The organism is Limnohabitans sp. B9-3 (assembly GCF_002778325.1).
Taxonomy (GTDB): domain Bacteria; phylum Pseudomonadota; class Gammaproteobacteria; order Burkholderiales; family Burkholderiaceae_C; genus Limnohabitans; species Limnohabitans kasalickyi.
In genome coordinates, this window is record NZ_NESI01000002.1 from 146044 (window position 1) to 169006 (window position 22963).

At 56.3% G+C, this 22963-nt stretch carries 20 protein-coding genes; 13 read left to right on the forward strand and 7 right to left on the reverse strand.

Going from position 1 to position 22963, the window contains the following annotated elements:
• Positions 1-19 precede the first annotated feature (19 nt).
• Genes B9Z42_RS03575 through B9Z42_RS03585 form a run of 3 tightly spaced genes read left to right on the forward strand, consistent with a single transcriptional unit; the run spans position 20 to position 2816 of the window.
• Complete coding sequence (locus B9Z42_RS03575; protein WP_100131979.1) at positions 20-913, forward strand: 4-hydroxyphenylpyruvate dioxygenase; 894 nt, start codon at positions 20-22, stop codon at positions 911-913.
• An 11-nt stretch (positions 914-924) separates the two neighbouring features.
• Positions 925-1818, forward strand: a complete 894-nt coding sequence (locus B9Z42_RS03580; protein WP_100132272.1) for a sugar phosphate isomerase/epimerase — start codon at positions 925-927, stop codon at positions 1816-1818.
• Positions 1815-2816, forward strand: coding sequence for an aldo/keto reductase (locus tag B9Z42_RS03585; protein ID WP_100131980.1), 1002 nt, complete (start codon positions 1815-1817; stop codon positions 2814-2816). Before B9Z42_RS03580 ends, B9Z42_RS03585 begins: the two co-directional genes overlap by 4 nt.
• Before the next feature lie 103 nt (positions 2817-2919).
• Here B9Z42_RS03585 and rpoD read toward each other — a convergent pair whose 3' ends face one another.
• The 3 genes from rpoD to B9Z42_RS03600 all read right to left on the reverse strand — a co-directional run bounded on the left by rpoD (position 2920) and on the right by B9Z42_RS03600 (position 8209).
• Positions 2920-5202, reverse strand: a complete 2283-nt coding sequence (gene rpoD / locus B9Z42_RS03590; protein ID WP_100131981.1) for an RNA polymerase sigma factor RpoD — start codon at positions 5200-5202, stop codon at positions 2920-2922.
• Positions 5203-5484: 282 nt separating this feature from the next.
• The gene (gene dnaG, locus B9Z42_RS03595) at positions 5485-7386 is read right to left on the reverse strand and encodes a DNA primase (RefSeq protein WP_100131982.1); all 1902 of its coding nucleotides are present in this window, start codon (positions 7384-7386) and stop codon (positions 5485-5487) included.
• A gap of 64 nt (positions 7387-7450) precedes the next feature.
• Positions 7451-8209: a 3-hydroxyacyl-CoA dehydrogenase gene (locus B9Z42_RS03600; RefSeq protein WP_100131983.1), complete on the reverse strand. Its 759-nt coding sequence runs from the start codon at positions 8207-8209 to the stop codon at positions 7451-7453.
• 163 nt (positions 8210-8372) lie between these two features.
• On the opposite strand from B9Z42_RS03600, the gene B9Z42_RS03605 reads away from it, so the two are divergent.
• Positions 8373-9350 carry a patatin-like phospholipase family protein gene (locus B9Z42_RS03605; RefSeq protein WP_199171970.1) on the forward strand — a complete coding sequence of 326 codons (978 nt, stop codon included), beginning with the start codon at positions 8373-8375 and terminating at the stop codon, positions 9348-9350.
• A 103-nt stretch (positions 9351-9453) separates the two neighbouring features.
• On the opposite strand, the gene B9Z42_RS03610 is transcribed toward B9Z42_RS03605, so the two are convergent.
• The gene (locus tag B9Z42_RS03610) at positions 9454-9999 is read right to left on the reverse strand and encodes a phasin family protein (protein WP_100131985.1); all 546 of its coding nucleotides are present in this window, start codon (positions 9997-9999) and stop codon (positions 9454-9456) included.
• Positions 10000-10180: 181 nt separating this feature from the next.
• Between B9Z42_RS03610 and B9Z42_RS03615 the strand changes: the two genes are divergently transcribed.
• From B9Z42_RS03615 to B9Z42_RS03650, 8 genes are read left to right on the forward strand one after another with little or no spacing between them, the layout of a single operon-like run.
• Positions 10181-11116, forward strand: coding sequence for a histone deacetylase (locus B9Z42_RS03615; RefSeq protein ID WP_100132273.1), 936 nt, complete (start codon positions 10181-10183; stop codon positions 11114-11116).
• The gene (locus tag B9Z42_RS03620; RefSeq protein WP_100131986.1) at positions 11113-11562 is read left to right on the forward strand and encodes a thioesterase family protein; all 450 of its coding nucleotides are present in this window, start codon (positions 11113-11115) and stop codon (positions 11560-11562) included. Before B9Z42_RS03615 ends, B9Z42_RS03620 begins: the two co-directional genes overlap by 4 nt.
• Entirely contained in the window at positions 11559-12269 is a 711-nt protein-coding gene (locus tag B9Z42_RS03625) for a nitroreductase (RefSeq protein ID WP_100131987.1), read from the forward strand. The genes B9Z42_RS03620 and B9Z42_RS03625 overlap by 4 nt, the downstream gene beginning before the upstream one ends.
• Positions 12270-12289: 20 nt before the next feature.
• The gene (gene pncB / locus B9Z42_RS03630) at positions 12290-13474 is read left to right on the forward strand and encodes a nicotinate phosphoribosyltransferase (RefSeq protein ID WP_100131988.1); all 1185 of its coding nucleotides are present in this window, start codon (positions 12290-12292) and stop codon (positions 13472-13474) included.
• Between the two features lie 16 nt (positions 13475-13490).
• Entirely contained in the window at positions 13491-14777 is a 1287-nt protein-coding gene (nhaD, locus tag B9Z42_RS03635) for a sodium:proton antiporter NhaD (RefSeq protein WP_199171971.1), read from the forward strand.
• 18 nt (positions 14778-14795) lie between these two features.
• Positions 14796-15770, forward strand: coding sequence for a D-glycerate dehydrogenase (locus tag B9Z42_RS03640; RefSeq protein ID WP_100131990.1), 975 nt, complete (start codon positions 14796-14798; stop codon positions 15768-15770).
• Positions 15770-17044 (forward strand): DNA recombination protein RmuC, encoded by a 1275-nt coding sequence (locus B9Z42_RS03645; protein ID WP_100131991.1) that lies wholly within the window; start codon positions 15770-15772, stop codon positions 17042-17044. Before B9Z42_RS03640 ends, B9Z42_RS03645 begins: the two co-directional genes overlap by 1 nt.
• Positions 17041-18192 (forward strand): MFS transporter, encoded by a 1152-nt coding sequence (locus B9Z42_RS03650; protein ID WP_100131992.1) that lies wholly within the window; start codon positions 17041-17043, stop codon positions 18190-18192. The genes B9Z42_RS03645 and B9Z42_RS03650 overlap by 4 nt, the downstream gene beginning before the upstream one ends.
• Here B9Z42_RS03650 and B9Z42_RS03655 read toward each other — a convergent pair.
• The 3 genes from B9Z42_RS03655 to earP form a co-directional block, all read right to left on the reverse strand.
• Positions 18167-19030, reverse strand: a complete 864-nt coding sequence (locus B9Z42_RS03655) for a TIGR00730 family Rossman fold protein (protein WP_100131993.1) — start codon at positions 19028-19030, stop codon at positions 18167-18169. The genes B9Z42_RS03650 and B9Z42_RS03655 overlap by 26 nt on opposite strands.
• An 81-nt stretch (positions 19031-19111) precedes the next feature.
• Complete coding sequence (efp, locus tag B9Z42_RS03660; protein WP_100131994.1) at positions 19112-19666, reverse strand: elongation factor P; 555 nt, start codon at positions 19664-19666, stop codon at positions 19112-19114.
• A 75-nt stretch (positions 19667-19741) separates the two neighbouring features.
• The gene (gene earP, locus B9Z42_RS03665) at positions 19742-20851 is read right to left on the reverse strand and encodes an elongation factor P maturation arginine rhamnosyltransferase EarP (RefSeq protein WP_100132274.1); all 1110 of its coding nucleotides are present in this window, start codon (positions 20849-20851) and stop codon (positions 19742-19744) included.
• 67 nt (positions 20852-20918) lie between these two features.
• Between earP and uvrC the strand changes: the two genes are divergently transcribed.
• Entirely contained in the window at positions 20919-22946 is a 2028-nt protein-coding gene (uvrC, locus tag B9Z42_RS03670; RefSeq protein WP_100131995.1) for an excinuclease ABC subunit UvrC, read from the forward strand.
• The last annotated feature ends 17 nt before the right edge of the window (positions 22947-22963 follow it).

Sequence of the window (22963 nt, forward strand, 5' to 3'; positions counted from 1 at the left end):
ATTTTTCTAGGAGTATTCGATGACCTTGCCATCCACTCACCGTGATTCACAGCGCGAGTCCGTGCCCGAGAGCCCCAACCGTTTGGGCTTGGACGGCATCGAGTTCATTGAATACGCCACCAGCCGCCCCCAAGCGCTGGGCCAAGTGTTAGAGAACATGGGCTTTCGCCCCGTGGCTCGCCACCGTTCGCGTGAGGTCACGTTGTACCGCCAAGGCGGTATGAATTTGGTCGTCAACGCCAGCCCCGATGACGCCCGCGTGAGCGCCACCACCGATGGCCAGCCTGTGATTTCTGCGGTGGCCTTCCGCGTGCGCGATGCACTGCAAGCACACACCCGCTGCATGGAACTGGGCGCATGGAACGTCAGCAGCCAAGCGCAAGCGATGGAGCTGCACATTCCCGCCATCCATGGCCCGGGCGGCAGCCGCTTTTACTTTGTGGACCGTTGGCAAGAGTTCTCGATTTACGACATCGACTTCAAACCCATTCCTACCGTTGACCCACACCCAGAAGCGACGGCTGGCATGAGCTACTTTGGCGTGGTGCAGTACATCGGTGCAGGCCGCAGTGCTGACTGGTTGGCTTACTTTGAACACATGTTTGATTTCAGCTTTGTGCCTGATGACCAGCGCTTTGGCATCTTGCCCAAAGGTAAGTTGATGAAGAGCCCATGTGGCAACTTCTTGTGGCAACTCATCGAGCCCGATCCTTGGATGGACACCGACGAGTCGCCCGAATGCCTGCAACGCATTGGTTTGGGTGCGGTCGATGTGGGCGCAGCAGTGGCTGCACTCAAAGCCCGTGGCGTAGAGTTTGTCGAGTCCACCCAGTTGCACCCCGAAGACCGTGGTGCGCTCACCCGCAGCGCCTTGGGCTCGGTGTCGTTTGAGTTGGTTCACAAAGACCAATGAAAGGGCATGCCATGAACTTGCTCGATGGTTTCGGGATGGACACCATCACGATGGCGGGCTCTTTAGAAGCCAAGCTGTCGGCGATGAAAGACGCAGGCTTTTCGCAAGTCATGCTCATGGCGCGTGACTTGGTCACCCACCCCGGCGGTGTGCCGGCTGCGGTGGCAGCAGTGCAGGCCAGCGGCTTGCGCCCCACGGGCTTTCAAGTGTTGCGCGACTTTGAAGGTTTGTCGGGCCACTTGCACGGCTACAAAGTCGACATCGCCAAATCGATGTTGGAGATGTGCGCGGCCACGGGCAGCAAAGTTCTGTTGGCTTGCTCGTCCACCTCACGCCACGCGACCGATGACCTCGACCACATTGCCCGCGATTTGAAGAAGCTCGCCATGATGGCTTTGCCCTTAGGTATCAAGGTGGCTTTTGAGGGTTTGTCCTGGGGCCGCACGGTCAACGAGTTCACCACAGCTTGGGATGTGGTGTGCCGCGCCGATTGTCCGAATCTCGGCATTGGCATTGACTCCTTCCATATCTTTGCCGCCAACACGCCGCTGGACGGGATTGAAGACCTCGATCCCGACAAGATTTTCTTGGTGCAACTGTCGGACTTCATGTGGCACGAAACCCCCACCTTTGAAGACCGCATGACCACCGCACGCACCTTCCGTGTGTTCCCAGGGGAGGGCGTGCACAGCGAAGCCTTGGCCGACTTGGTGCTGCGCCTAGACCGCATTGGCTATCGAGGCGACTACAGCTTTGAAGTCTTCAACGACGATTACCAACAATTGCCCCTGGCCACCGTGGCCGAGCGCGCACGCAAGAGCGCCACATGGTTGCACGACAATGTGCTGCACCGCTCTGCGCCATTGCCGGCTTGGACCCGTTCACCTAAACACTCACGCCCATGAAACAACGTCAACTCGGCCCCTACACCGTTTCAGCTATTGGCCTAGGCTGCATGAACCTCAGCCACGCCTATGGCGCACCGCCTGCATCTGGAGTGGGCGAGGCCCTCATTCACCGCGCCTTAGACCTCGGCGTGACGATGTTTGACACGGCCGCCTTGTACGGCTTTGGCACCAACGAGTTGTTGGTGGGCAAAGCGCTCAAAGCGCACCGCAGCGAAATCACCTTGTGTAGCAAAGGTGGCATGGCGGGTGTGTCATTCCCCGATGGTGTGAAGCGTGTGATCAATGGCCGTCCCGAAGCCATTCGCCAAAACTGCGAAGACAGCTTGGCCCGTTTGGGCACCGATGTGATCGACCTGTATTACCTGCACCGCTGGGACAAACAAGTGCCCATCGAAGAAAGCGTGGGTGCGATGAGCGACCTCGTGCGCGCGGGCAAAGTGCGTGAGATTGGTTTGAGCGAAGTGTCGGCTAACACGCTACGCAAAGCCCATGCCGTGCATCCCATCGCGGCCGTGCAAACCGAGTACTCGTTGTGGACACGCAACCCCGAAATTGCGGTGCTCAAAGCCTGCGAAGAGCTGGGCACGACCTTTGTGGCCTTCAGCCCCGTGGCGCGTGGTTTCTTGTGTGGCGATTTGCGCGATGTGGCTACCTTGGCAGCCAATGACATCCGTCGGTTCATGCCACGCTTTGCAGCCGACACTTATGCATCCAACTTGCCCTTGCTCGAGGGCTATCTAGCGATTGCACGCGAAGCGGGTTGTTCGCCGGCGCAACTGGCCTTGGCATGGTTGCTGCACAAAGACAGCAAGCTCATCCCGATTCCCGGCACACAAAACATTCGCCACCTAGAAGACAACATGGCTGCGGCTGATGTGGTGTTGTCGGCTGCTCAGATGCAGCAGTTGGACGCGCTCATCAACCCGCAGACCGTCAAGGGTGCCCGCTACAACGCGGTCAGTGCTTCTGAGGTGGATACCGAAGAGTTTGCCTAAGTTTGATACGTTTTAAAAAGCTAGCTCCAAAAAAACCCCGCCAGCAAAGTTTGCTGGCGGGGTTTTTTGCGGCCCTGCCAAAAACAGGGCAGGTCGAAGTCGATTAAATCGTGTCGATGAAGCTACGCAGTTTATCGCTGCGGCTGGGGTGCTTCAACTTGCGCAAGGCTTTGGCTTCGATTTGACGGATACGCTCGCGCGTGACGTCAAACTGTTTGCCCACTTCTTCTAAGGTGTGGTCGCTGGTCATCTCGATGCCAAAGCGCATGCGCAGCACTTTGGCTTCGCGTGGGGTGAGGCCATCCAAGATGTCTTTCACCACATCGCGCAAGCCCGCTTGCATGGCAGCTTCGATAGGCGCCGTGTTCACGCCGTCTTCGATGAAGTCGCCCAAATGGCTGTCGTCGTCGTCGCCGATCGGTGTTTCCATGGAGATCGGCTCTTTGGCGATCTTCATGATCTTGCGGATCTTGTCTTCTGGAATTTCCATTTTCTCGGCCAAGACGCTGGCATCAGGCTCGAAACCAAACTCTTGCAAGTGTTGACGGCTGATGCGGTTCATCTTGTTGATCGTTTCGATCATGTGTACCGGAATACGGATGGTGCGGGCTTGATCGGCAATCGAACGCGTGATGGCCTGGCGAATCCACCAAGTGGCGTAAGTCGAGAACTTGTAGCCACGACGGTATTCAAACTTGTCCACGGCCTTCATCAAACCGATGTTGCCTTCTTGGATCAAGTCCAAGAATTGCAGGCCACGGTTGGTGTATTTCTTGGCAATCGAAATGACCAAGCGCAAGTTGGCTTCGATCATTTCTTTCTTGGCGTTGCGCGAGTTGCGTTCACCCGCGTTCATGCGCTTGTTGATGTCTTTGAGTTGCTCCAAAGGCACCACCACAGTGGCTTGCAAGTTCATCAACTTTTGCTGCAAGTCTTGCACAGGTGGAATGAAACGGCCCATGGTGGTGGACCAAGGCTTACCGGCAGCAGCTTGCTTTTCGACCCACTTCAGGTTGAGCAAGTTCGGTGGGAAGTCTTTGATGAAGGTGGCTTGAGGCATGCCGCACTTGTCCACGATGATGCGGCGCAGTTCGCGCTCTTTTTTACGCACTTCATCGACTTGGCCACGTACCGATTCACACAATTTCTCAATGGTTTTGGCAGTGAAACGGATGTTCATCAGTTCCACGGTCAAGGCTGTTTGCGCTTTAACGTAGGCAGGGGTGCCGTAGCCTTCTTTGTCGTAGGTCTTGCGCAGTTTGTCGAACAAGACCGTCATGCGGTCGAAACGTTCCAAGGCTTGGTTCTTCAACTCTTCCAGCTTTTTAGTCAGTGCTTTGGAGCCGCCGTTGCCATCGTCGTCGTCTTCTTCGTCGAACTCGTCGAAGTCTTCTTCGGCCACGTAGTCATCGGCTTCGTTGAGGTTGCTGAAACCGTCCACGATGGTGGAAATCACGACCTTGCCGCTGCGAATCTCTTCGCCCATGGCCAAGATGGCCGCGATGGTGGCAGGCGAGCCGCTGATCGCAGCCATCATGTCCATCAAGCCGCCTTCGATGCGCTTGGCAATCTCAATTTCGCCTTCGCGCGTTAGCAACTCAACCGTGCCCATTTCGCGCATGTACATGCGCACGGGGTCGGTGGTGCGGCCAAATTCGCTGTCCACAGTGGACAAGGCGGCTTCGGCTTCTTCTTCGGCTTCTTCTTCGGTCGCGGCTGTGGGGGTGTTGTTGTTGAGCAGCAGAGTTTCTGCGTCAGGGGTGTGCTCGTAGACGGCTACGCCCATGTCGTTCAACATGGTGATCACGACTTCCAAGGTCTCGGCATCGACCAACTTGTCGGGCAAGTGGTCCGAGATTTCGCCGTGTGTCAGGTAGCCGCGAGTCTTGCCCAGTTTGATCAGGGTTTTCAAGCGCGAGCGGCGTTTTTGCATGTCTTCTTCAGACAGCACGGTCTCGTCCAGACCAAATTCTTTCATCAAGGCACGTTCTTTGGCCTTGCTGATTTTCATGCGAAGGGGTTTGACTTTTTCAGCCGTCGCTTCGGTCGCAACTGGCTCTTCACCCACCAAGTCGGCTTCGATGTCGCTTAAGTCTTCGTCATCTTCAGATGCTTTTTTGGCTTTTGCTTTGGGCTTGGCTTTGGCCTTTGCCGCTGGTTTGGCTTTTTCTACCTTGGGGGCGTGTGCTTCAACGGCAGCAGGCTTTTTTGGAATGAGGCGGACGACGGGCTTGGCGTCAGCGGACTTGGGTGTTTTGGATGCGGGCACGGAAGAAGCTTTCTTGGCAGTCTTGGCAGCGACAGGCGCTGCCGATTTGGCCGTCTTTGTGGGGAGCTTTGTATTTGGCTTGGCTGTAGGCTTCTTGGACTTTGGGTCGACGGGCATGAAAACTCCTAGACAACAAAAAAGAAATCACAAAAAAGAGATCACAAAAGAGCAATCAATACGCAGCGCCACAAATGCGACGCGGAGGGAAACGAGGGGGGAGGTTGGGCCTCAAAAGCAAGCGTGTGAGGGCGAACATTTGGAATGCAGTCCTTGCGATAAATTGGCGAGTCGTGCGCTTGTGTCACGGTTAGCCGGGCTCGGAGGTGCTGCTGTCGCACTTGCTAAGTTTTGGATTATACCAAAACTTCAATGCTGGACTTATGAAAAAGCCCGTCTCAGTTAGGCTTCTGCAGTGTTGGGGTTGACCGATTCAAGCTGGCGACGACGCGTTTGCAGTGCTCGGTAGCGCTGTAAAGCAGTGGGGTCCTCTTTGGCCGATTCGATGGCTTCGGTCTCTTGCATCTTGATGCTTTCGATCAACATGCGGTTGAGCATCCCGCGTAGCTCGGCGCGTGCCTCGAGCGCCAAAGCTTCAGGTGTGGCGTCATCTGGGCGCGGGTTGCCGTCGTCGTCAAGGATGGGTGTGAAGGCGGAGGCCATCACGCGCAGGGCCAAGTCTTCGCTCTCCTCGCCACGCAGGGCTTCACGCAAGACGCCCCAAGCTTGGTTGCCGTGTTCGTGGTGCTGTTGGTCCAACCATACAAACAAGGGGCCATGCGGTGCAGCCAAGTCGCACAAGAGGTTGTGGTCTTCGGTGGAGAGTTGTTCCCAAATCGACATGTCGGACAACAACACGCGGGCGGCATGGTCTGCGCGTCCTTGAGGCATGTGGCGGGTGCGGCGTGGGCCGAAACTTTGTGCCCGTTCCCGCGGTTTGAAGTTGGATGATTTTTTGTATTCGCCCGATCGTCCTGCCGTTTTGGCTGGTGCAGGTGCTTGAGGGATCCACAGGTCTTGCAACTCGTGATTACCTAAGTCTGCTAAGTTGGCGACTTCAGTCAGCAGTTGGCGCTTGAGGGCACCGTCGGGCAAGGCCATCCACATGGGTTTGGCGTTGCTGGCCATGTGCGCACGGCCTTCGGCTGAGTTCAAATCGCAGCCTTCGCGGGCCACTTCAATCAGAAAGCGGCTGAGTGGCATGGCCTCGGTCACGCAATGGGCAAAACCTTCTTTGCCAAATTCGCGGATGTAGCTGTCGGGGTCATGTTCGGCGGGCAAGAACAAAAATTTCACGCTGCGCACATCGGTGGCGTAGGGTAAGGCGCCTTCCAGGGCCTTGCGAGCCGCGCGCCGTCCAGCGCTGTCGCCGTCGAAGCTGAACACCACGTTGTCGGTAAAGCGGAACAGCTTTTGCACATGGTCGGCAGTACAAGCCGTGCCCAAGGTTGCTACAGCATTGGGGAAACCAAGCTGTGCCAACGCGACCACGTCCATGTAGCCCTCGGTGACCAGCACGTAGCCCACATCGCGCAGGGCATTGCGGGCCTCGAACAAACCGTAGAGCTCGCGGCCTTTGCTGAACACTGGCGTTTCAGGGGAGTTCAAGTACTTGGGCGTGCCCTCAAACAGCACGCGCCCACCAAAGCCAATGCATTCACCCTTGACGTTGCGAATCGGGAACATCACGCGGTCGCGGAAACGGTCGTAGCGTTTTTCGTCTTGGCCGTCTTCTTGGTTGACGATGACCAAGCCGCTCTCGGCCAACATGGGGTCTTGGTAGTCGGGGAACACGCTGGCCAAACTGCGCCAGCCTTCGGGGGCGTAGCCCAGGCCGAATTGGCGTGCAATTTCGCCACTCAAGCCTCGGCCTTTGAGGTACTCAATGGCTTTTGGGGATGACTTGAGGTGTTTGCGGTACGCCTCGCCTGCCTTTTCCAGCACATCGGTGAGGGTGGCTTGCTTTTGGCGTTGTTGTGCGGCGCGCTCGCGGTCTTGGGGCGATATGTCCTCTTCCGGCACCTGCAAGCCCACGTTTTGGGCCAAGTCTTTGACGGCTTCCACGAAGGTCATGCCCGCGTGCTCCATCAAGAAGCCTATGGCGTTGCCGTTTTTGCCACAGCCAAAGCAGTGGAAAAATTGTTTGGCGGGGCTGACCGTGAAAGAGGGGGACTTTTCGCCGTGGAAGGGGCACAAGCCCATGAAGTTGGCGCCACCCTTTTTCAGCTGTACATAGCGACCCACCACCTCGACCACGTCAACGCGGGCGAGGAGCTCTTGGATGAAAGATTGGGGGATGGCCATGGTGGGGAAAAGCGTGGAGGGTCGATTCTAGGCAGACCCTTCCGCCTTTCCCTTGAAGCACTGCTTATTTTGGTGCCAAACGAATCGCACCATCTAAGCGAATCACTTCGCCGTTGAGCATATCGTTTTCAAAAATATGCAGCGCGAGCTTGGCGTAGTCTTGCGGTGTGCCCAAGCGTGAGGGGAAGGGCACGCTGGCGGCGAGTGCATCTTGCACGTCTTGGGGCATGCCAAACATCATGGGCGTGCCAAAGATGCCGGGGGCGATGGTCATGTTGCGAATGCCGTTGCGGGCCAGGTCGCGGGCAATGGGCAAGGTCATGCCGACCACGCCGCCTTTGGAGGCGCTGTAGGCGGCTTGGCCAATTTGACCGTCATACGCTGCGACCGAGGCAGTTGAGATCATCACGCCGCGTTCGCCGGTCGCTTCTGGGGCGTTGTGGCTCATGGCTTCGGAGGCCAAGCGGATCATGTTGAAGCTGCCCACCAGGTTGACCATGATGGTTTTGCTGAAAGTGTTGAGGCTGTGCGCCCCATTTTTGCCCACGGTTTTTTCGGCGGGTGCAATGCCGGCGCAGTTGACCAAGCCCATCAATTTGCCCAGCGACACGGCTTTGGCGACCACGGCTTGGCCGTCAGCTTCGTTGCTCACATCGCATTTGACGAAAGCGCCACCGATCTCTTGGGCAATGACTTCGCCTTTGTCTGCCTGCATATCGGCAATGACCACAATGCCGCCTTGTGCGGCCAACGCCCGCGCCGTGCCTTCACCCAAGCCTGATGCGCCGCCGGTGACGATGAAAACTTTGCCTTTGATCTCCATGATCTTCTCCAGTAGATGTGTGTGGATTGAAATAGCTGACGTTTACGTAAACGTCAATTTAACGTTTGGATTATGGAGGATGAGACGACGCGATTGCCGGTATGGGTGGCAAGCGATCTAGGACAATCGATGCTTTTATATGCATGGGTCTAGGAATTTAAAAATGTCAGCTCTTTCCTCTCTTGCTGCTTCGTACGGTCGTTCATGGCGCGGTGTGGTGCTGGTTGTGTGTGTCGCCGTGTTGAGTGCTTGTCAATCGCCCGGTCGACTGGCTCCTGTGGTTGAAAAGCCGGTGCTGCAACCCGTCGCGCCGCCCGCAACACCTTCTGCCGTTGTGGACGCTGTGGAAGCGCCCGTGGTCAAAAAAGTGCCTCGTCTTGGCTTGGCATTGGGTGGCGGTGCAGCACGCGGATTCGCGCATGTCGGCGTGCTGCAAGTGTTGGAAGAGGCCGGCATCAAGGCTGACTTGGTGGTGGGCACATCTGCCGGCAGTTTGGTGGCCGCGTTTTATGCCAGTGGCAAAACCGGCGCGCAGTTGCAAAGGGTGGCGGAGACCATGGAGGAGGTCACCATCACCGACTGGACCGTGCCTTTGCTGGGCCGCGGCATGATGCGCGGCGATGCGCTGAGCCGCTACGTCAATCAACAGACCGGAGGACGACGCATTGAAGAATTGAAAATGCCGCTGGGCATTGTGGCCACCGATTTGCGCACCGGCGATGGGGTGTTGTTTCAGCGTGGTGATTTGGGTACGGCGGTTCGAGCTTCTAGTTCCGTGCCTTCGGTGTTTGAACCCGTTCGCATAGGCGCGCGTGAGTTTGTAGATGGTGGCTTGGTCTCACCCGTGCCTGTGCGTTATGCGCGACAAATGGGGGCTGAATATGTATTAGCTGTGGACATTTCAAGCACGCCAGAGGCCGCTAAAACGGACGACATGTTTCAAATCTTGATGCAAACCTTCACCATCATGGGCAAAAGCATCAACGCGTTTGAGTTGAAAGAGGCCGACTTGGTGGTGCGCCCCGCCTTGAACCAAGTGGGCAGCGCCGATTTCAGTGCGCGACGTCGTTCGATTGAAGCCGGTCGCGCTGCGATGCTGCAGGCTTTGCCTAAATTGCGTGCAGCTTTGGTGCCGCGCTGATCAAAATTTGGACCACAAAAAAAGGACTCACCTTGCGATGAGCCCTTGAAGGGATCCTTGTACCCGAGGTGACCCAAAGACCCGAGGAGACAACTGGAACCAATTAACGCTTTTTGGCAGCGGCAGTTTTGGTAGCTTTCACAGCGGTGTCGGCGGCCGCTTGCAGGTTAGTTTCAGCGATGTCGGTGGCTTGTTTGACTGCTTTTTGCACAGTTTCCACGGCGGTGTTGCTGGCGCTCACAGCTTGTTTGAAGAAGGCAACAGCTTGCTCAGAGCCAGCAGGTGCGTTTTTCAAGGCTGTTTCGATGTAAGCGGTGACGGCTTCTTGGCTTTCAGCGGCTTTGCCTTCAAAGGCTTTGCTCAACTCGGTGGTTGTGCCCGAAGCGATGTCATAGATGTGACGGCTGTAAGCCGCAGACTTTTCAGCCAAAGGCTGCAAAAAGTTGGTTTGCAAGGCGATGAACTCTTGTGGGTCTTTGGCGGCCAACACAGCTTTGGCGTGGTCAGCAGACTCAGTCAAGGCAGCGCGTGCAGCAGTCAGGTTGAGTTCAACCAATTTTTCCATGCCAGCGAAGGCTTGGTTAGACAAGCCAAAGAGATTGTTCAAGTTGGCTTTGTTCGAGGCGATGATTTGTTCGGCGTTCAGCATGGGGTTACTCCAGAAGTTAAGACAGTTTGCAGAAAATGTTGCGTTGCAGCATTGGGATGAAGTTTAGGGTTATCCCGTAAATTCGCAAGGCCTTGGCGGCGGTTTAGAGGTGTCGTTCTAAATGCGTGAGGTTTCGCGTCTTGGTCACAATCAAGCCATTGCCGCTTCATCCCGTTCGCCCATGCGTGCCTTTTATTCCGATCAATTTGTCTTGCCTTTGCCCGAAGGCCATCGCTTTCCCATGGCGAAGTACCGTTTGTTGCGTGATCGCCTCGCCTTGGCGTTACCTGAGGTGGCGATGGCGGTGGCGGGGCCTGCCAGCGATGGCGAGTTGGCATTGGTGCACACGCCGAGCTATGTTCAGTCGGTGGTGCAGGGCACGTTAAGCGCTGCGGCGCAAAGGGAAATTGGCTTTCCGTGGTCTGAGGCCATGGTGGAACGATCGCGCCGCTCAGTCGGTGCCACGGTGATGGCAGCGCGCGCGGTTTTGTTCGGTGCAGAGGGTGTCTCGGCCAATTTGGCAGGCGGCACGCACCACGCTTACGCAGACCGAGGGAGTGGTTTTTGTGTGTTCAATGACGCAGCAGTGGCTGCGCGGCTGATGCAGGCCGAGTGGGCGCGCAGCCATGTGCACCCGCTGAATGTGGCCATCATTGACCTGGATGTGCATCAGGGCAACGGCTCAGCACACATCTTTGCCAACGACAAGAACGTGTTTACCTTGTCCCTGCACGGGGCGCGGAATTTTCCTTTTGCCAAAGAAGCGAGCGATTTGGATGTCGAATTGCCCGATGGCTGTGATGACGATGCTTACCTGCACGCTTTAGATCTCGCCCTCGCTGAGTTGGCGTCGCGGTTCACGCCAAACTTGGTGATTTATCTCGCAGGTGCCGATCCGCATGAGGGCGATCGCTTGGGACGACTCAAGCTGAGCTTTGACGGCTTAGAGGCCCGAGATCGGCGCGTCTTCGATTGGGCTTGGTCACAACGCGTTCCGTTGGCGTTTTGCATGGCAGGTGGCTACGGCCACCAAATTGAAGACACAGTTCGCGTGCAAGTCAACACCTACCGTGTCGCCCAGGCGTATGCGCGACGCTGGCAAAATCTAGCTGTATGACGACTTCCACTTCTGCACGCCCCCAAGCACAGCCGCGCAGCGCCTTCAAGGTCTTTCGCACCATCACCACGCGTTGGATGGACAACGACGCCTACGGCCATGTCAACAACGTTGTGTACTACAGCTGGTTTGACACGGCGGTGAACGCGCATTTGATGGAGCAGGGCGCATTGGACATTCATCACGGCGACACGATCGGCTTGGTGATTGAAACCCAATGCAACTACTTCTCACCTTTGGCTTTTCCGCAAACCATTGAAGCCGGCATTCGTGTGGCCAAGCTGGGCTCGTCCAGCGTGCGCTATGAGGTGGGCTTGTTTGCGCAAGGCGCTGAATTGTGCGCCGCACACGGGCACTTTGTGCACGTCTATGTCGACAAAGAAAACCGCAGGCCTGTGAAGGCACTGCCTTTAAATTTAAAAACTGTTTTGGAGACTATGGTATGAGCACCCCATCTGAGAACATCGCCGCCGTTGACCACGCCATCACCTCGCGCATGTCGGCCCGCGCGTTCACGCAGCAGCCCGTGTCGCGCGAATTGATCACCGAGATTTTGCAAGTGGCCAGCCGCGCGCCCTCGGGCACCAACACCCAGCCTTGGCAGGTGTATGTACTGCAAGGCGAGAGTCGAGACAGCTTGGTCGACAAAGTGTGTGCCGCGCACGAAGCCATTCGCGCCAACCCAGAACTGGCGCAGCAATACCAAGAGCAATACGACTACTACCCCAAGCAGTGGATCAGCCCTTTCATCGACCGTCGTCGTGAAAACGGTTGGGGCTTGTACGGTTTGTTGGGCATTGGCAAGGCCGACAAAGAGCAGATGCATCTGCAAAGCCAACGTAACTTCAAGTTCTTTGATGCGCCTGTCGGCTTGATGTTCACCATCAACCCCGTGATGGGCCGGGGCTCCATGTTTGACTACGGCATGTTTGTGCAAAACATCATGTTGGCGGCGCGTGCGCGTGGCCTGCACACCTGCCCGCAAGCGGCCTGGAACAGTTTTCACAGCATCATCTTGCCGCACATTGGTGCGGGGGAAGGCGAGATGTTGGTGTGTGGTTTGTCTTTAGGTTGGGCTGACGAGAGCGACAAGGTCAACACCTTCACGACACCACGCGTGCCGGTGGCAGAGTTCACCCATTGGGTGGACTAAGTTTTAAGAGCCAATACCCGATGATCATCACCAGCCTGCTCGACACCGACCTGTACAAATTCACCATGATGCAGGCCGTGCTGCATCAGTTTCCGAGCGCGCAGGTTTCCTACAAATTCAAGTGTCGTAACCCGGGCGTGAATTTGGCGCCGTATGCGCAAGAGATTCGTGACGAAATTCGCTCCTTGTGCAGCTTGCATTTTCAAGATGCGGAGCTGGCTTGGTTGCGAAGTCTGAGGTTTATCAAAAGTGATTTCGTCGATTTCTTGGGTCTGTTTCATCTCAACGAAAAGTACATCGACGTCACGCCCTTGCCCAGTGGCGAGTTAGAGATCAGCATTCATGGGCCTTGGCTGCACACGATCTTGTTTGAGATTCCGGTGCTCGCCATTGTCAACGAGGTGTACTTTCGCAACACCCAAAAAGTGCCCGATTTCATCGAGGGCCGCAAACGCTTAGACCAGAAAATTGAAGCCCTGCACGCGGAGCGTTTGAGCGATTTGAAAATTGCCGACTACGGCACCCGCCGTCGCTTTTCACGCGCTTGGCACGAAGAGTTGCTGCGCGTGTTGACCGCCAAATTAGGCACCGGCGCGCAAGGTCAGTTGGCGGGCACCAGCAATGCGTTGTTTGCCATGAAGTTGGGCCTCACACCTTTGGGCACGATGGCGCACGAATACTTGCAGGCTTGCCAAGCTTTGGGGCCTCGTTTGCGCGATAGCCAAGTGTTTGGGTTCGAGACATGGGCGCGTGAGTACCGAGGCGACTTAGGGATTGCGTTGAGTGACGTCTACGGCATTGAGCCGTTTTTGCGTGACTTCGACATGTACTTCTGCAAGTTGTTTGATGGGGCGCGCCACGACAGTGGTGACCCTTTCACATGGGGCGAGCGCATGATTGCGCACTACCGCAACAACCGCGTAGACCCCATGACCAAGACCTTAATTTTTTCAGACGGCCTGACGGTCGAAAAAATCATTGCGTTGTATCAACAGTTCAGAGGCCGCTGCCAACTCGCGTTTGGCATTGGCACCAACCTGACGAATGACTTGGGTTACGAGCCGCTGCAAATCGTCATCAAGATGACGCAGTGCAATGGCCAGCCGGTGGCTAAGTTGTCAGACACGCCTGGCAAAGGCATGTGTGATGACGAAAAATATTTGGCCTATTTGCGCCAAGTGTTTGGCATCGTGCAACCTGCGTGATGCTTGAAGGAAAATGATGTTGAATGCACTGATTCTGATTTTCATCATTACTTATGCGGCCATTGCCTTTGAGCACTCGCTAAAAATTAACAAATCGGCTTCCGCTTTGTTGGGCGCAGGTTTGTTATGGACCTTATACGCCGTCAACACGGGCGACGCGCATCTGGTGGGCGAACATCTGAACGAGTCGCTTGTCAGCACAGCACAAATCGTGTTCTTTCTAATGGGCGCGATGGCGATTGTGGAGGTGGTGGATGCGCACCAAGGGTTTGAGGTCATCACGTCGCGCATTCAAACCACGAAGCTATCCAGCCTGATGTGGCTCGTTGGGTTTGTGACGTTTTTCTTGAGTTCGATCTTGGACAACTTGACCACCACCATCGTGATGGTTTCCTTGATGAAGAAGCTGCTAGAAAAACGCGATGACCGATTGTTCTTCGCAGGCATCATCGTGATCGCTGCCAATGCGGGCGGCGCTTGGTCGCCCATTGGCGACGTCACAACCACCATGCTGTGGATTGGTGGCCAGATCACTGCGGTCGAAATTATCAAAGGCTTGTTCTTGCCATCGTTGGTGAACTTGCTGGTTCCCTTGGTCGTCACGAGCTTTTGGTTGAAAGGACAACAGGTAGTGTCACCCGTTGCCCAGACTTTGTTGGACACAGAACATCAAACCACAGCGTTTGAGCGCAATTTGATGTTTTTTTTGGGTTTGGGTATTTTGGTTGCCGTCCCTGCTTTTAAAACATGGACGCATCTTCCACCTTTCATGGGCGTTTTGTTTGGTTTGGGTGTGCTGTGGTTTGTGGGAGATGTGGTGCATCGTGAAAAACTAAACGAGCACAAGCAGCACCTTTCTTTGACCCACGCTTTGTCGAAAATCGACATGCCCTCTATTGTTTTCTTTGTCGGTATTTTGTTGTCCGTCGCAACTTTGGAGCACACACACATCTTGTCGAATGTGGCGGCTTGGTTAGATCAAACCGTTGGGCGCCAAGATGTGATTGTCATGATCATTGGTTTGGTCAGCGCCATAGTCGATAACGTACCGTTGGTGGCTGCGTCCATGGGGATGTACAGCTTGGCCCAATACCCCGCAGACAGTTTCTTGTGGGAGTTCTTGGCTTATTGCGCAGGAACTGGAGGGTCGATTCTTATCATTGGTTCCGCTGCTGGTGTGGCCGCTATGGGCTTAGAGCGCATTGATTTTATTTGGTACGTCAAAAAAATCAGTGGCTTGGCGCTCATGGGCTATTTTGCTGGCGCATTTTTCTACATCGCTGAATACGCCTTGACACATTGACGCATTGAAAGTATTTCTATGAAACCCAAAATCATCGTTGCCCGTCCCATTTTTGAAGAAGTGTTAACGCGCTTGCGCGAGCACTTTGACGTGACCGACAACCAAGCCGATACAGCCTGGACCAAGGCGTCGTGGACGCAAGCGCTGTCGCAGCATGCTGGCGCGCTCACCACGGGTTCTGACCCTGTGGATGCAGAGGTGCTCAAGGCTTGCCCCAGTGTGAAAGCTGTGGCAAACATGGCCGTGGGCTACAACAACTTTGACGTGCCCGCCATGACGGCTCACGGTGTGCAAGCCAGCAACACGCCCGATGTGTTGACCGAGACCACCGCTGATTTCGGCTTTGCGTTGCTGATGGCCACCGCTCGCCGCTTAACCGAGAGCGAACATTACTTGCGTCGCGGTGAGTGGACGCAATGGCGCTACGACATGTTTGCGGGCGCGGAAGTGCACGGCAGCACCTTGGGCATTTTGGGCATGGGCCGCATTGGCCAAGGCATCGCCAAGCGCGGTGCACATGGTTTTGGCATGAAGGTGATTTATCACAACCGCTCGCGCCTTAGCCCCGAACTCGAAACCCAATGCGGCGCAACTTACGTGAGCAAAGAAGAGCTGCTGCGCAGCGCTGACCACGTGATGTTGGTCGTGCCTTACAGCGCGGCTTCGCACCACACCATTGGTGCGGCAGAGTTGGCGCAGATGAAGCCCACAGCCACTTTGGTCAACATCGCACGCGGTGGCATCGTGGACGATGCAGCGTTGGCTGTTGCGTTGCGTGAGCGTCGCATTGCGGCCGCCGGTTTGGATGTGTTTGAGGGCGAGCCCAAAGTGCACCCCGATTTGTTGACCGTGCCCAACATCGTGCTGACGCCTCACATTGCCAGTGCGTCGATCGCCACGCGCATGGCCATGGCCAACTTAGCGGCTGACAACTTGATCAGCTATTTCACGCAAGGCAAACCGCTGACGCCGCTCAACACAGTTGGCGCGTGATGGAAGTTTGGATTGCCGTATGCATTGGCTTGGTCAATGCATTGCTGTTGGTGGTGTTGCTGAGACGCTCGGGTTCAGGCAACCAAGACGATGCGCAATCACAAGCACTGGCGCAATCTTTGGCGTTGCAACAAAGCATGCTGAATGTGCAAGACAAGCTGGAGCGTGTGGAGCGGGAGTTGCGTTTTGAGATCACCGAATCATCGCGTGGTGGGCGGCAAGAGCTGACGCAAACCTTGGCCAGCTTTCAGCAAAGCCAAGTTCAGCAACTGAGTTTGATGCAAACCACCATCAGCGACACCTTGAACCAACAGTTGCAGCAATTGCAAAAGAGCAACGCTGACAAGCTGGATGAAATGCGTCGTACGGTCGACGAAAAGCTGCAGACCACCTTGGAGAAGCGCTTGTCCGAGAGCTTCAAGCAGGTGGCCGAGCGCTTAGAGCAAGTGCACAACGGCTTGGGGCAAATGCAAAAACTCGCCGATGGTGTGGGCAGCTTGCAACGCGTGCTGACCAACGTCAAAACACGAGGGATGTTTGGCGAGGTGCAACTCGAAGCCCTGTTGGAGCAAGTATTGACGGTGGAGCAATACGCCAAACAGGTCGAGACCAAACCCCGCAGCAACCAGCGCGTGGATTTTGCGATTCGCTTTCCGGGCCGTGGCGGCGCAGACGGTGAGCCCGTTTGGCTCCCCATTGACGCCAAGTTCCCGCGTGAAGACTACGAGCGCTTGTTGGACGCTCATGACCGCGCCGATGCCGTGGCGGCAGAGGTGTCTGCCAAGGCCTTGGAGACGCGTATTCGCACCGAGGCCAAGAGCATTGCCGAGAGCTATTTGGCACCGCCACACACCACCGACTTCGCGATTTTATTTTTGCCCATCGAAGGGCTGTATGCCGAGGTGCTGCGTCGCCCCGGTTTGATGGACAGTTTGCAGCGCGATTACCGCGTCACCTTGGCGGGCCCAACCACCTTGTTGGCGATGCTCAACAGTTTGCACATGGGTTTTCGCACCTTGGCGCTGGAACAACAAGCCTCTGAAGTGTGGAAGGTGTTGGGCGCGGTTAAAACCGAGTTCGAGCGCTATGGCGATTGGGTTGAGAAGGTGCGCGAGCAAGTGCAAAAAGCGGCAGACACCTTGGACCGTGCCGACACACGCAGTCGCCAAATGCGCCGTGCGTTGAAAAACGTGGAGGCCTTGCCCGACGCGGAGGCGCAAGCGCTGTTGCCTAAGTTTGACGAGGCCTTGGATGACTCGGATGCCCAAGTGTGAAGCGTGAACTCACACTTTTAATTGTGGGGCAAATTTGTTTGCATGCCTGTATGGCCGGCATGCGGATGGCAGCGCCCCTGATGGCCTTGCGCAGTGGTCAAAGCGAGGCTGCTGTGGGCGTGCTGTTGGCCATGTTCGCCTTGACCCAAGTGTTCTTGGCCTTGCCAGCAGGGCGTTATGCCGATGTTCACGGGCTCAAGCGACCTGTCATGTGGAGCGTGTTGATGGCATTCACAGGGGCTGGCATGGCTGCTTTGTGGCCGATTTTTCCGGTCTTGTGTTTCAGCGCCTTGTTGACTGGCGGGGCTACGGGCGGGGCCATCATCGCGCTGCAACGTCATGTGGGTCGGGCGGCAAGGGATACCGCGCAGATGAAGCAGGCTTTCAGTTGGCTGTCGATTGGGCCCGCGTTTTCTAACTTCATCGGGCCCTTCACAGCAGGCCTGTTGATTGACCACGCCAGTTTTCAATGGGCGTATGCGGCGATGGCCGTGTTGCCACTTTTGGGGTGGTTGTGCATTCGCCATGCACGAGAGTTGCCCCCTTTGGTCAAACCTGAGGGCCATGAAAAAAACCGCGCATGGGACTTGCTGAACGACCTGATGTTTCGCCGTATGTTGATGGTGAACTGGTTTTTGTCAGCTTGCTGGGACGTGCACACGTTCGTCGTGCCCATCTTGGGCCATGAGCGAGGCTTGAGTGCGTCAGCCATTGGCTCCATTCTGGGTGGTTTTGCCATAGCCGCTGCGCTGATTCGCATGTTGTTACCGATCTTGGCTGCCCGCCTGCAAGAGTGGCACGTGATTACGGCGGCCATGCTGGTTACGGCGGCTTTGCTGGGAATTTATCCCCTCATGCACACGGCTTGGACCATGGGCGTTTGCTCTGTGATGTTAGGGCTGTCATTGGGCTCGGTGCAGCCGATGCTGATGAGTACGTTGCATCAAATCACCCCCGAGCACCGTCATGGAGAGGCGTTGGGTTTGCGCTTGATGGGCATCAACGCGTCCAGCGTGCTGATGCCGATTTTGTTTGGTGCAGCCGGTACGGTGATCGGCATTGGTGGCGTGTTTTGGTGCGTCTCCGCCGTCGTGGGCTTGGGCTCACGCAGTGCGTATTTACTCAGAGTTGGTAAAAAGCACGAATGACGTTCCAAGCGTCGTCCACACTGTCGACGTACTTGAACAATTTCAAATCTTCGGCGGCAATGGCGCCTTCTTCCACCAAGACTTCTGGGTTGAACAAGCGTTTCCAGTAGTCAGACCCAAACAGCACGATGGGCACGGGTTTGACTTTTTTGCACTGAATCAAGGTGAGGGTTTCAAACAACTCGTCCAGTGTGCCAAAGCCACCCGGGAACGCTACCAAGGCTTTGGCTCGCATCATGAAGTGCATTTTGCGCAATGCGAAGTAATGAAACTTGAAGCTCAAACCGTCGGTGATGTAAGGGTTGGGGTTTTGTTCGTGGGGCAGCGCGATGTTGAGCCCGACGCTGATGCCACCCGCTTCATGGGCGCCTCGGTTGGCTGCTTCCATGATGCCGGGTCCGCCGCCCGTGCACACAAACAACTTGTGTTCCGCATGCTGATCCATGCTGTAGCGTGTGATGATGCTTCCAAGTTGACGGGCTTGCTCGTAGAAGTGTGCATTGCGCACCAAGGTTTGCGCACGCTGGAGCGCTTGGGCATCGCCTGAGGCTTGGGCCTTGTCGAGTTCGGCTTGCGCCGTGTCTTGGCTGCGAAAACGCGCGCTGCCAAACACCACCACGGTGTGCTCAATGCCATGGTCTTGCTGCGCCAGATCGGGTTTGAGCATTTCCAGCTGAAACCGAATGCCGCGTGTTTCGCGACGCATTAAAAACTCAGGATCTGCAAAAGCCAGTCGGTTGGACTGGGGGCGCAATCCGTCGCCATTGTCGTGTTGTGCCTTGAGGGTCTCCCAAGCTTCGGAGAGATTTTTATCGTGTGGGTTAAGTGTGCCGTCCATGTGTGGATGTTAATGGCAGGTCACGTTGCACCATGAAAAAAGGCCCCCGCAGGAGCCTTTGATTTGCTAAGCATTGAAGGCTTAGACGCGTTTGCGGTATTCGCCGGTGCGTGTGTCCACTTCGATCTTGTCGCCTTGAGCCACAAACAAGGGCACAGCCACTTCGAAGCCAGTTGCGATCTTGGCGGGCTTCAACACTTTGCCTGAGGTGTCGCCTTTGACAGCGGGCTCAGTCCAAGTGATTTCGCGCACGACGTTGGTGGGCAATTCGACAGAAATAGCCTTCTCGTCGTAGAACACCACTTCGAGTTCCATGCCGTCTTCGAGGTAGTTCAGGGCGTCGCCCATGTTGCTGGCTTCGACTTCGTATTGGTTGAAGTCAGCGTCCATGCACACATACATGGGGTCAGCAAAGTACGAGTAGGTGCAATCTTTCTTGTCCAAGATGACTTGGTCCATCTTGTCGTCGGCCTTGAACACCACTTCGGTGCCGAAGTTGGCGATCAGGCTTTTGAGCTTCATGCGAACGGTGGATGAGCCACGACCGCCGCGTTGGTATTCGGTGCGCAGGACGACCATAGGGTCTTTGCCGTGCATGATGACGTTACCGACGCGGATTTCTTGAGCGGTTTTCATAGTGTGTTGGTGTCTTGTGTTTGTGAAAATGGCCCGTACAGCTCAAGCTGCACTGGGTTCGCATAGCCCGCTATTTTAGCGTTTTTGAGCGACAAACCCGATCAGCTGCGTGCTTAAGTCGCTTTGGGTTTGTAAAAGCTGTTGTGTTCGTGTACTCCAAGCCTGCCAAACGGCCAAATCTGAAGGAGTCCAAGCTGGCCGTTCAGCCTCTGAGCGCCCATTCCAAACGTTGTGAACCTGTTGCAAGGTCTGAGGTATTTGCAAGGCTTGATAAAAGGCTTGCAATTTGTCGTGGTGCGCCAAGTCGTCTTGTGGGTAGATGTGCCACACAAAAGGTTTGCCGGCCCACAGGGCGCGCACCAAGGAGTCTTCGCCACGCACAAAGTTCAGGTCGCAGGCCCACAGCAAATGGTCAAACTCGGTTTGGCTCAGATAGGGCAGTTGGCTGATGTGTAACCGGCCTGTGCCGTGGGTGGGCATGTTCAGCGCTTGGGTGGCCGCTGCCACGGCTGCACTGGGTCGGCCTTGGGTTACCAGCAGGCGCGTGGACTGATCCGCTTGGCTGAGCCCTTGTAGCACTTCGGGCAAGGCCACTGGCTCGTAACAAAACAGACTGATGAGCTGTTCGTGGGCCCCAATGGGTTTGTCCAAAGGCAGTGCTTTGAGCCATGCGGCACGGTCAAACGCGGCTTGTCGATTCTGCAGATGTGGCTCGCGCAGCAAACCGCCTGTGTCTGGCGTGAAGCCCGGAAAGTAAAACCACTTGGTCGTGCCGCGTGCAGGACCGCTCATCACGGGCGAGGCCAAGCCGTGAGAGCGGGCCACGTAGGCCTCGGCGCTCAGGTATTCGAGGTTGATCCAAACAGGCACTGTGCCTCGCACCATTAGGGCTTGAAACGCTTCTGGCAACTCACAGCCAAAGGCTTCTACGACGACATTGCCCACTGCAAATGCGGGGTCTTGAGCGAATGCCTGTAGCGCTGCATCGTTGGGCCATGTACGTACCTCCACGCCTGTGTAGTTTTGCGGAGCCATCCAAGCGAGGGCAGAGGCGTCGTCGACCCAAAGGCGCACGGACTGTCCGCGCTGGGCTAGGTCTGCGGACAAGCGCCAACACACACCAAGGTCGCCGTGGTTATCGATGACGCGACAAAAAATATCCCACGTCAGAGCGGTCGTGATCATGGTGGGTGTGCCGGGGGTTAATGCAGATGGGCTGAGTTTCACGCCACAGATTGTCCACAATACGGGCATGCCTCAAACTCCTCCAGACGCCTCGCCAGAAGAACAACCAAGCAGCAAGCCTGCTGAGGCGACGCACCCCGTGTCGCAAGCCACCACAGAAAAAGCTGCCTCACGTCACGCTCCTGAGCTGTTAGAGCTGGTAGCCAGTTTGCCCGCGTTGCCCGGCGTTTACCGCTACTTTGATGCGCAGGACCAAGTGCTGTATGTGGGCAAGGCCAACAGCTTGAAGAAGCGGGTGTCGAGCTATTTCCAAAAAGACCACGGCGGCACGCGCATTGGTCACATGGTGACCAAGATTGTGCGCATGGAAACCACGGTGGTGCGCTCGGAGGCTGAAGCGCTGCTGCTGGAAAACAACCTCATCAAAACGCTCAAGCCCAAGTACAACATCTTGTTTCGGGACGACAAGAGTTACCCGTATTTGAAGATGACGCGTGGCGTGCCAGTGAAGATCCCTGAGGCTGCAAAGCTGGCTGCATCGCCCCTCGCCTTGACCAACCCAAGCACGGCCAATCCATTGAGCGTGAACCCCCAACAAGTGCCCCGCGTCGTGTACTACCGAGGTGCGGTCGACAAACGCCACGACTACTTTGGCCCTTACCCCAGCGTGTGGGCCGTGCGCGAAGCCATTCAGTTGCTGCAAAAGGTGTTTCGCTTGCGCACCTGTGAAGACACGGTGTTCAACAATCGTACGCGCCCATGTTTGCTTTATCAAATCAAACGTTGCTCGGGGCCGTGTGTGGGTCTGATCTCCGTGCTTGATTACCAGCGCGATGTGGACAGCGCCATGCGTTTGCTGCGCGGCGAAACGCAAGAGGTCATGTCTAACGTCGAATCGCGCATGATGGCGCATGCTGAGAGGTTGGAGTTTGAGCAAGCCGCTGAGTTGCGCAACCAAATGAGCGCGCTCTCCAAAGTGCTGCACCAGCAAGCGGTGGACACCGTGGGCGATCAGGACGTGGACATCCTGGCTGTCAAAGTGCAGGGCGGCAAAGCTTGCGTTAACTTGGCCATGGTGCGCGGCGGTCGCCATTTGGGTGACCGGCCATATTTCCCTGTGCATGTGGACGACGCCGAGCCTGCCGAAGTGTTGGAAGCGTTTTTGAGCCAGCACTATTTGGATGTGCCTGTGCCCCCCGCACTCATTACCAGCCACGCGGTGGACAAAGAACTGCTGCAAGCGTTGATCGATCAAACGGGTGTGAAGATCACTGCTGTGCACAACCCGCGCGAGCAGCGTCGCGTGTGGTTAGAAATGGCGCAACAAAACGCTGATATTCAACTGGCCCGCTTGTTAGCCGAAGAAGGCTCGCAACAAGCGCGCACGCGTGCCTTGGTGGATGCGCTCGATTTAGCGCCAGAAGATTTAGAACAGTTTCGCGTGGAGTGTTTTGACATTTCGCACACCTCGGGCGAGTCCACGCAGGCTTCGTGTGTGGTGTTCCATCACCACAAAATGCAGAGCGCGGAATACCGCCGTTACAACATCGAAGGCATCACGGGCGGCGACGACTACGCGGCCATGCGCCAAGTGCTGGTGCGTCGCTACAGCAAGCTGGCCGAGGCCGTGCGTGCGGGCGAGGGCAAGCTGCCTGACCTTGTGCTGATCGACGGCGGCAAAGGCCAAGTGAGCATGGCGCGTGAGGTGTTCGAGTCGCTCGGGCTCGACCTGTCGCGCATCGTCGGCGTGGAGAAAGGCGAGGGCCGCAAAGTGGGCCTGGAAGAGCTGGTGTTTGCTGATGGTCGCGAGAAGGTGTACCTCGGCCGTGATTCGGCAGCGTTGATGTTGGTTGCGCAAATTCGCGACGAGGCCCACCGCTTTGCCATCACGGGTATGCGTGCCGCGCGCGCCAAAGTGCGCGTGGGTGGCAGCAAGCTCGAAGAAATTCCGGGAGTTGGCCCCAAGAAACGCGCCAAGTTGCTGCAACGCTTTGGCGGCGCACGTGGCGTTGGAGATGCCAGCGTGCAAGACCTGTGCACCGTGGAAGGTATCTCCGAAGACTTGGCACAAACGATTTACAACGCCCTACGTTGACCCCATAGAGGAACAAA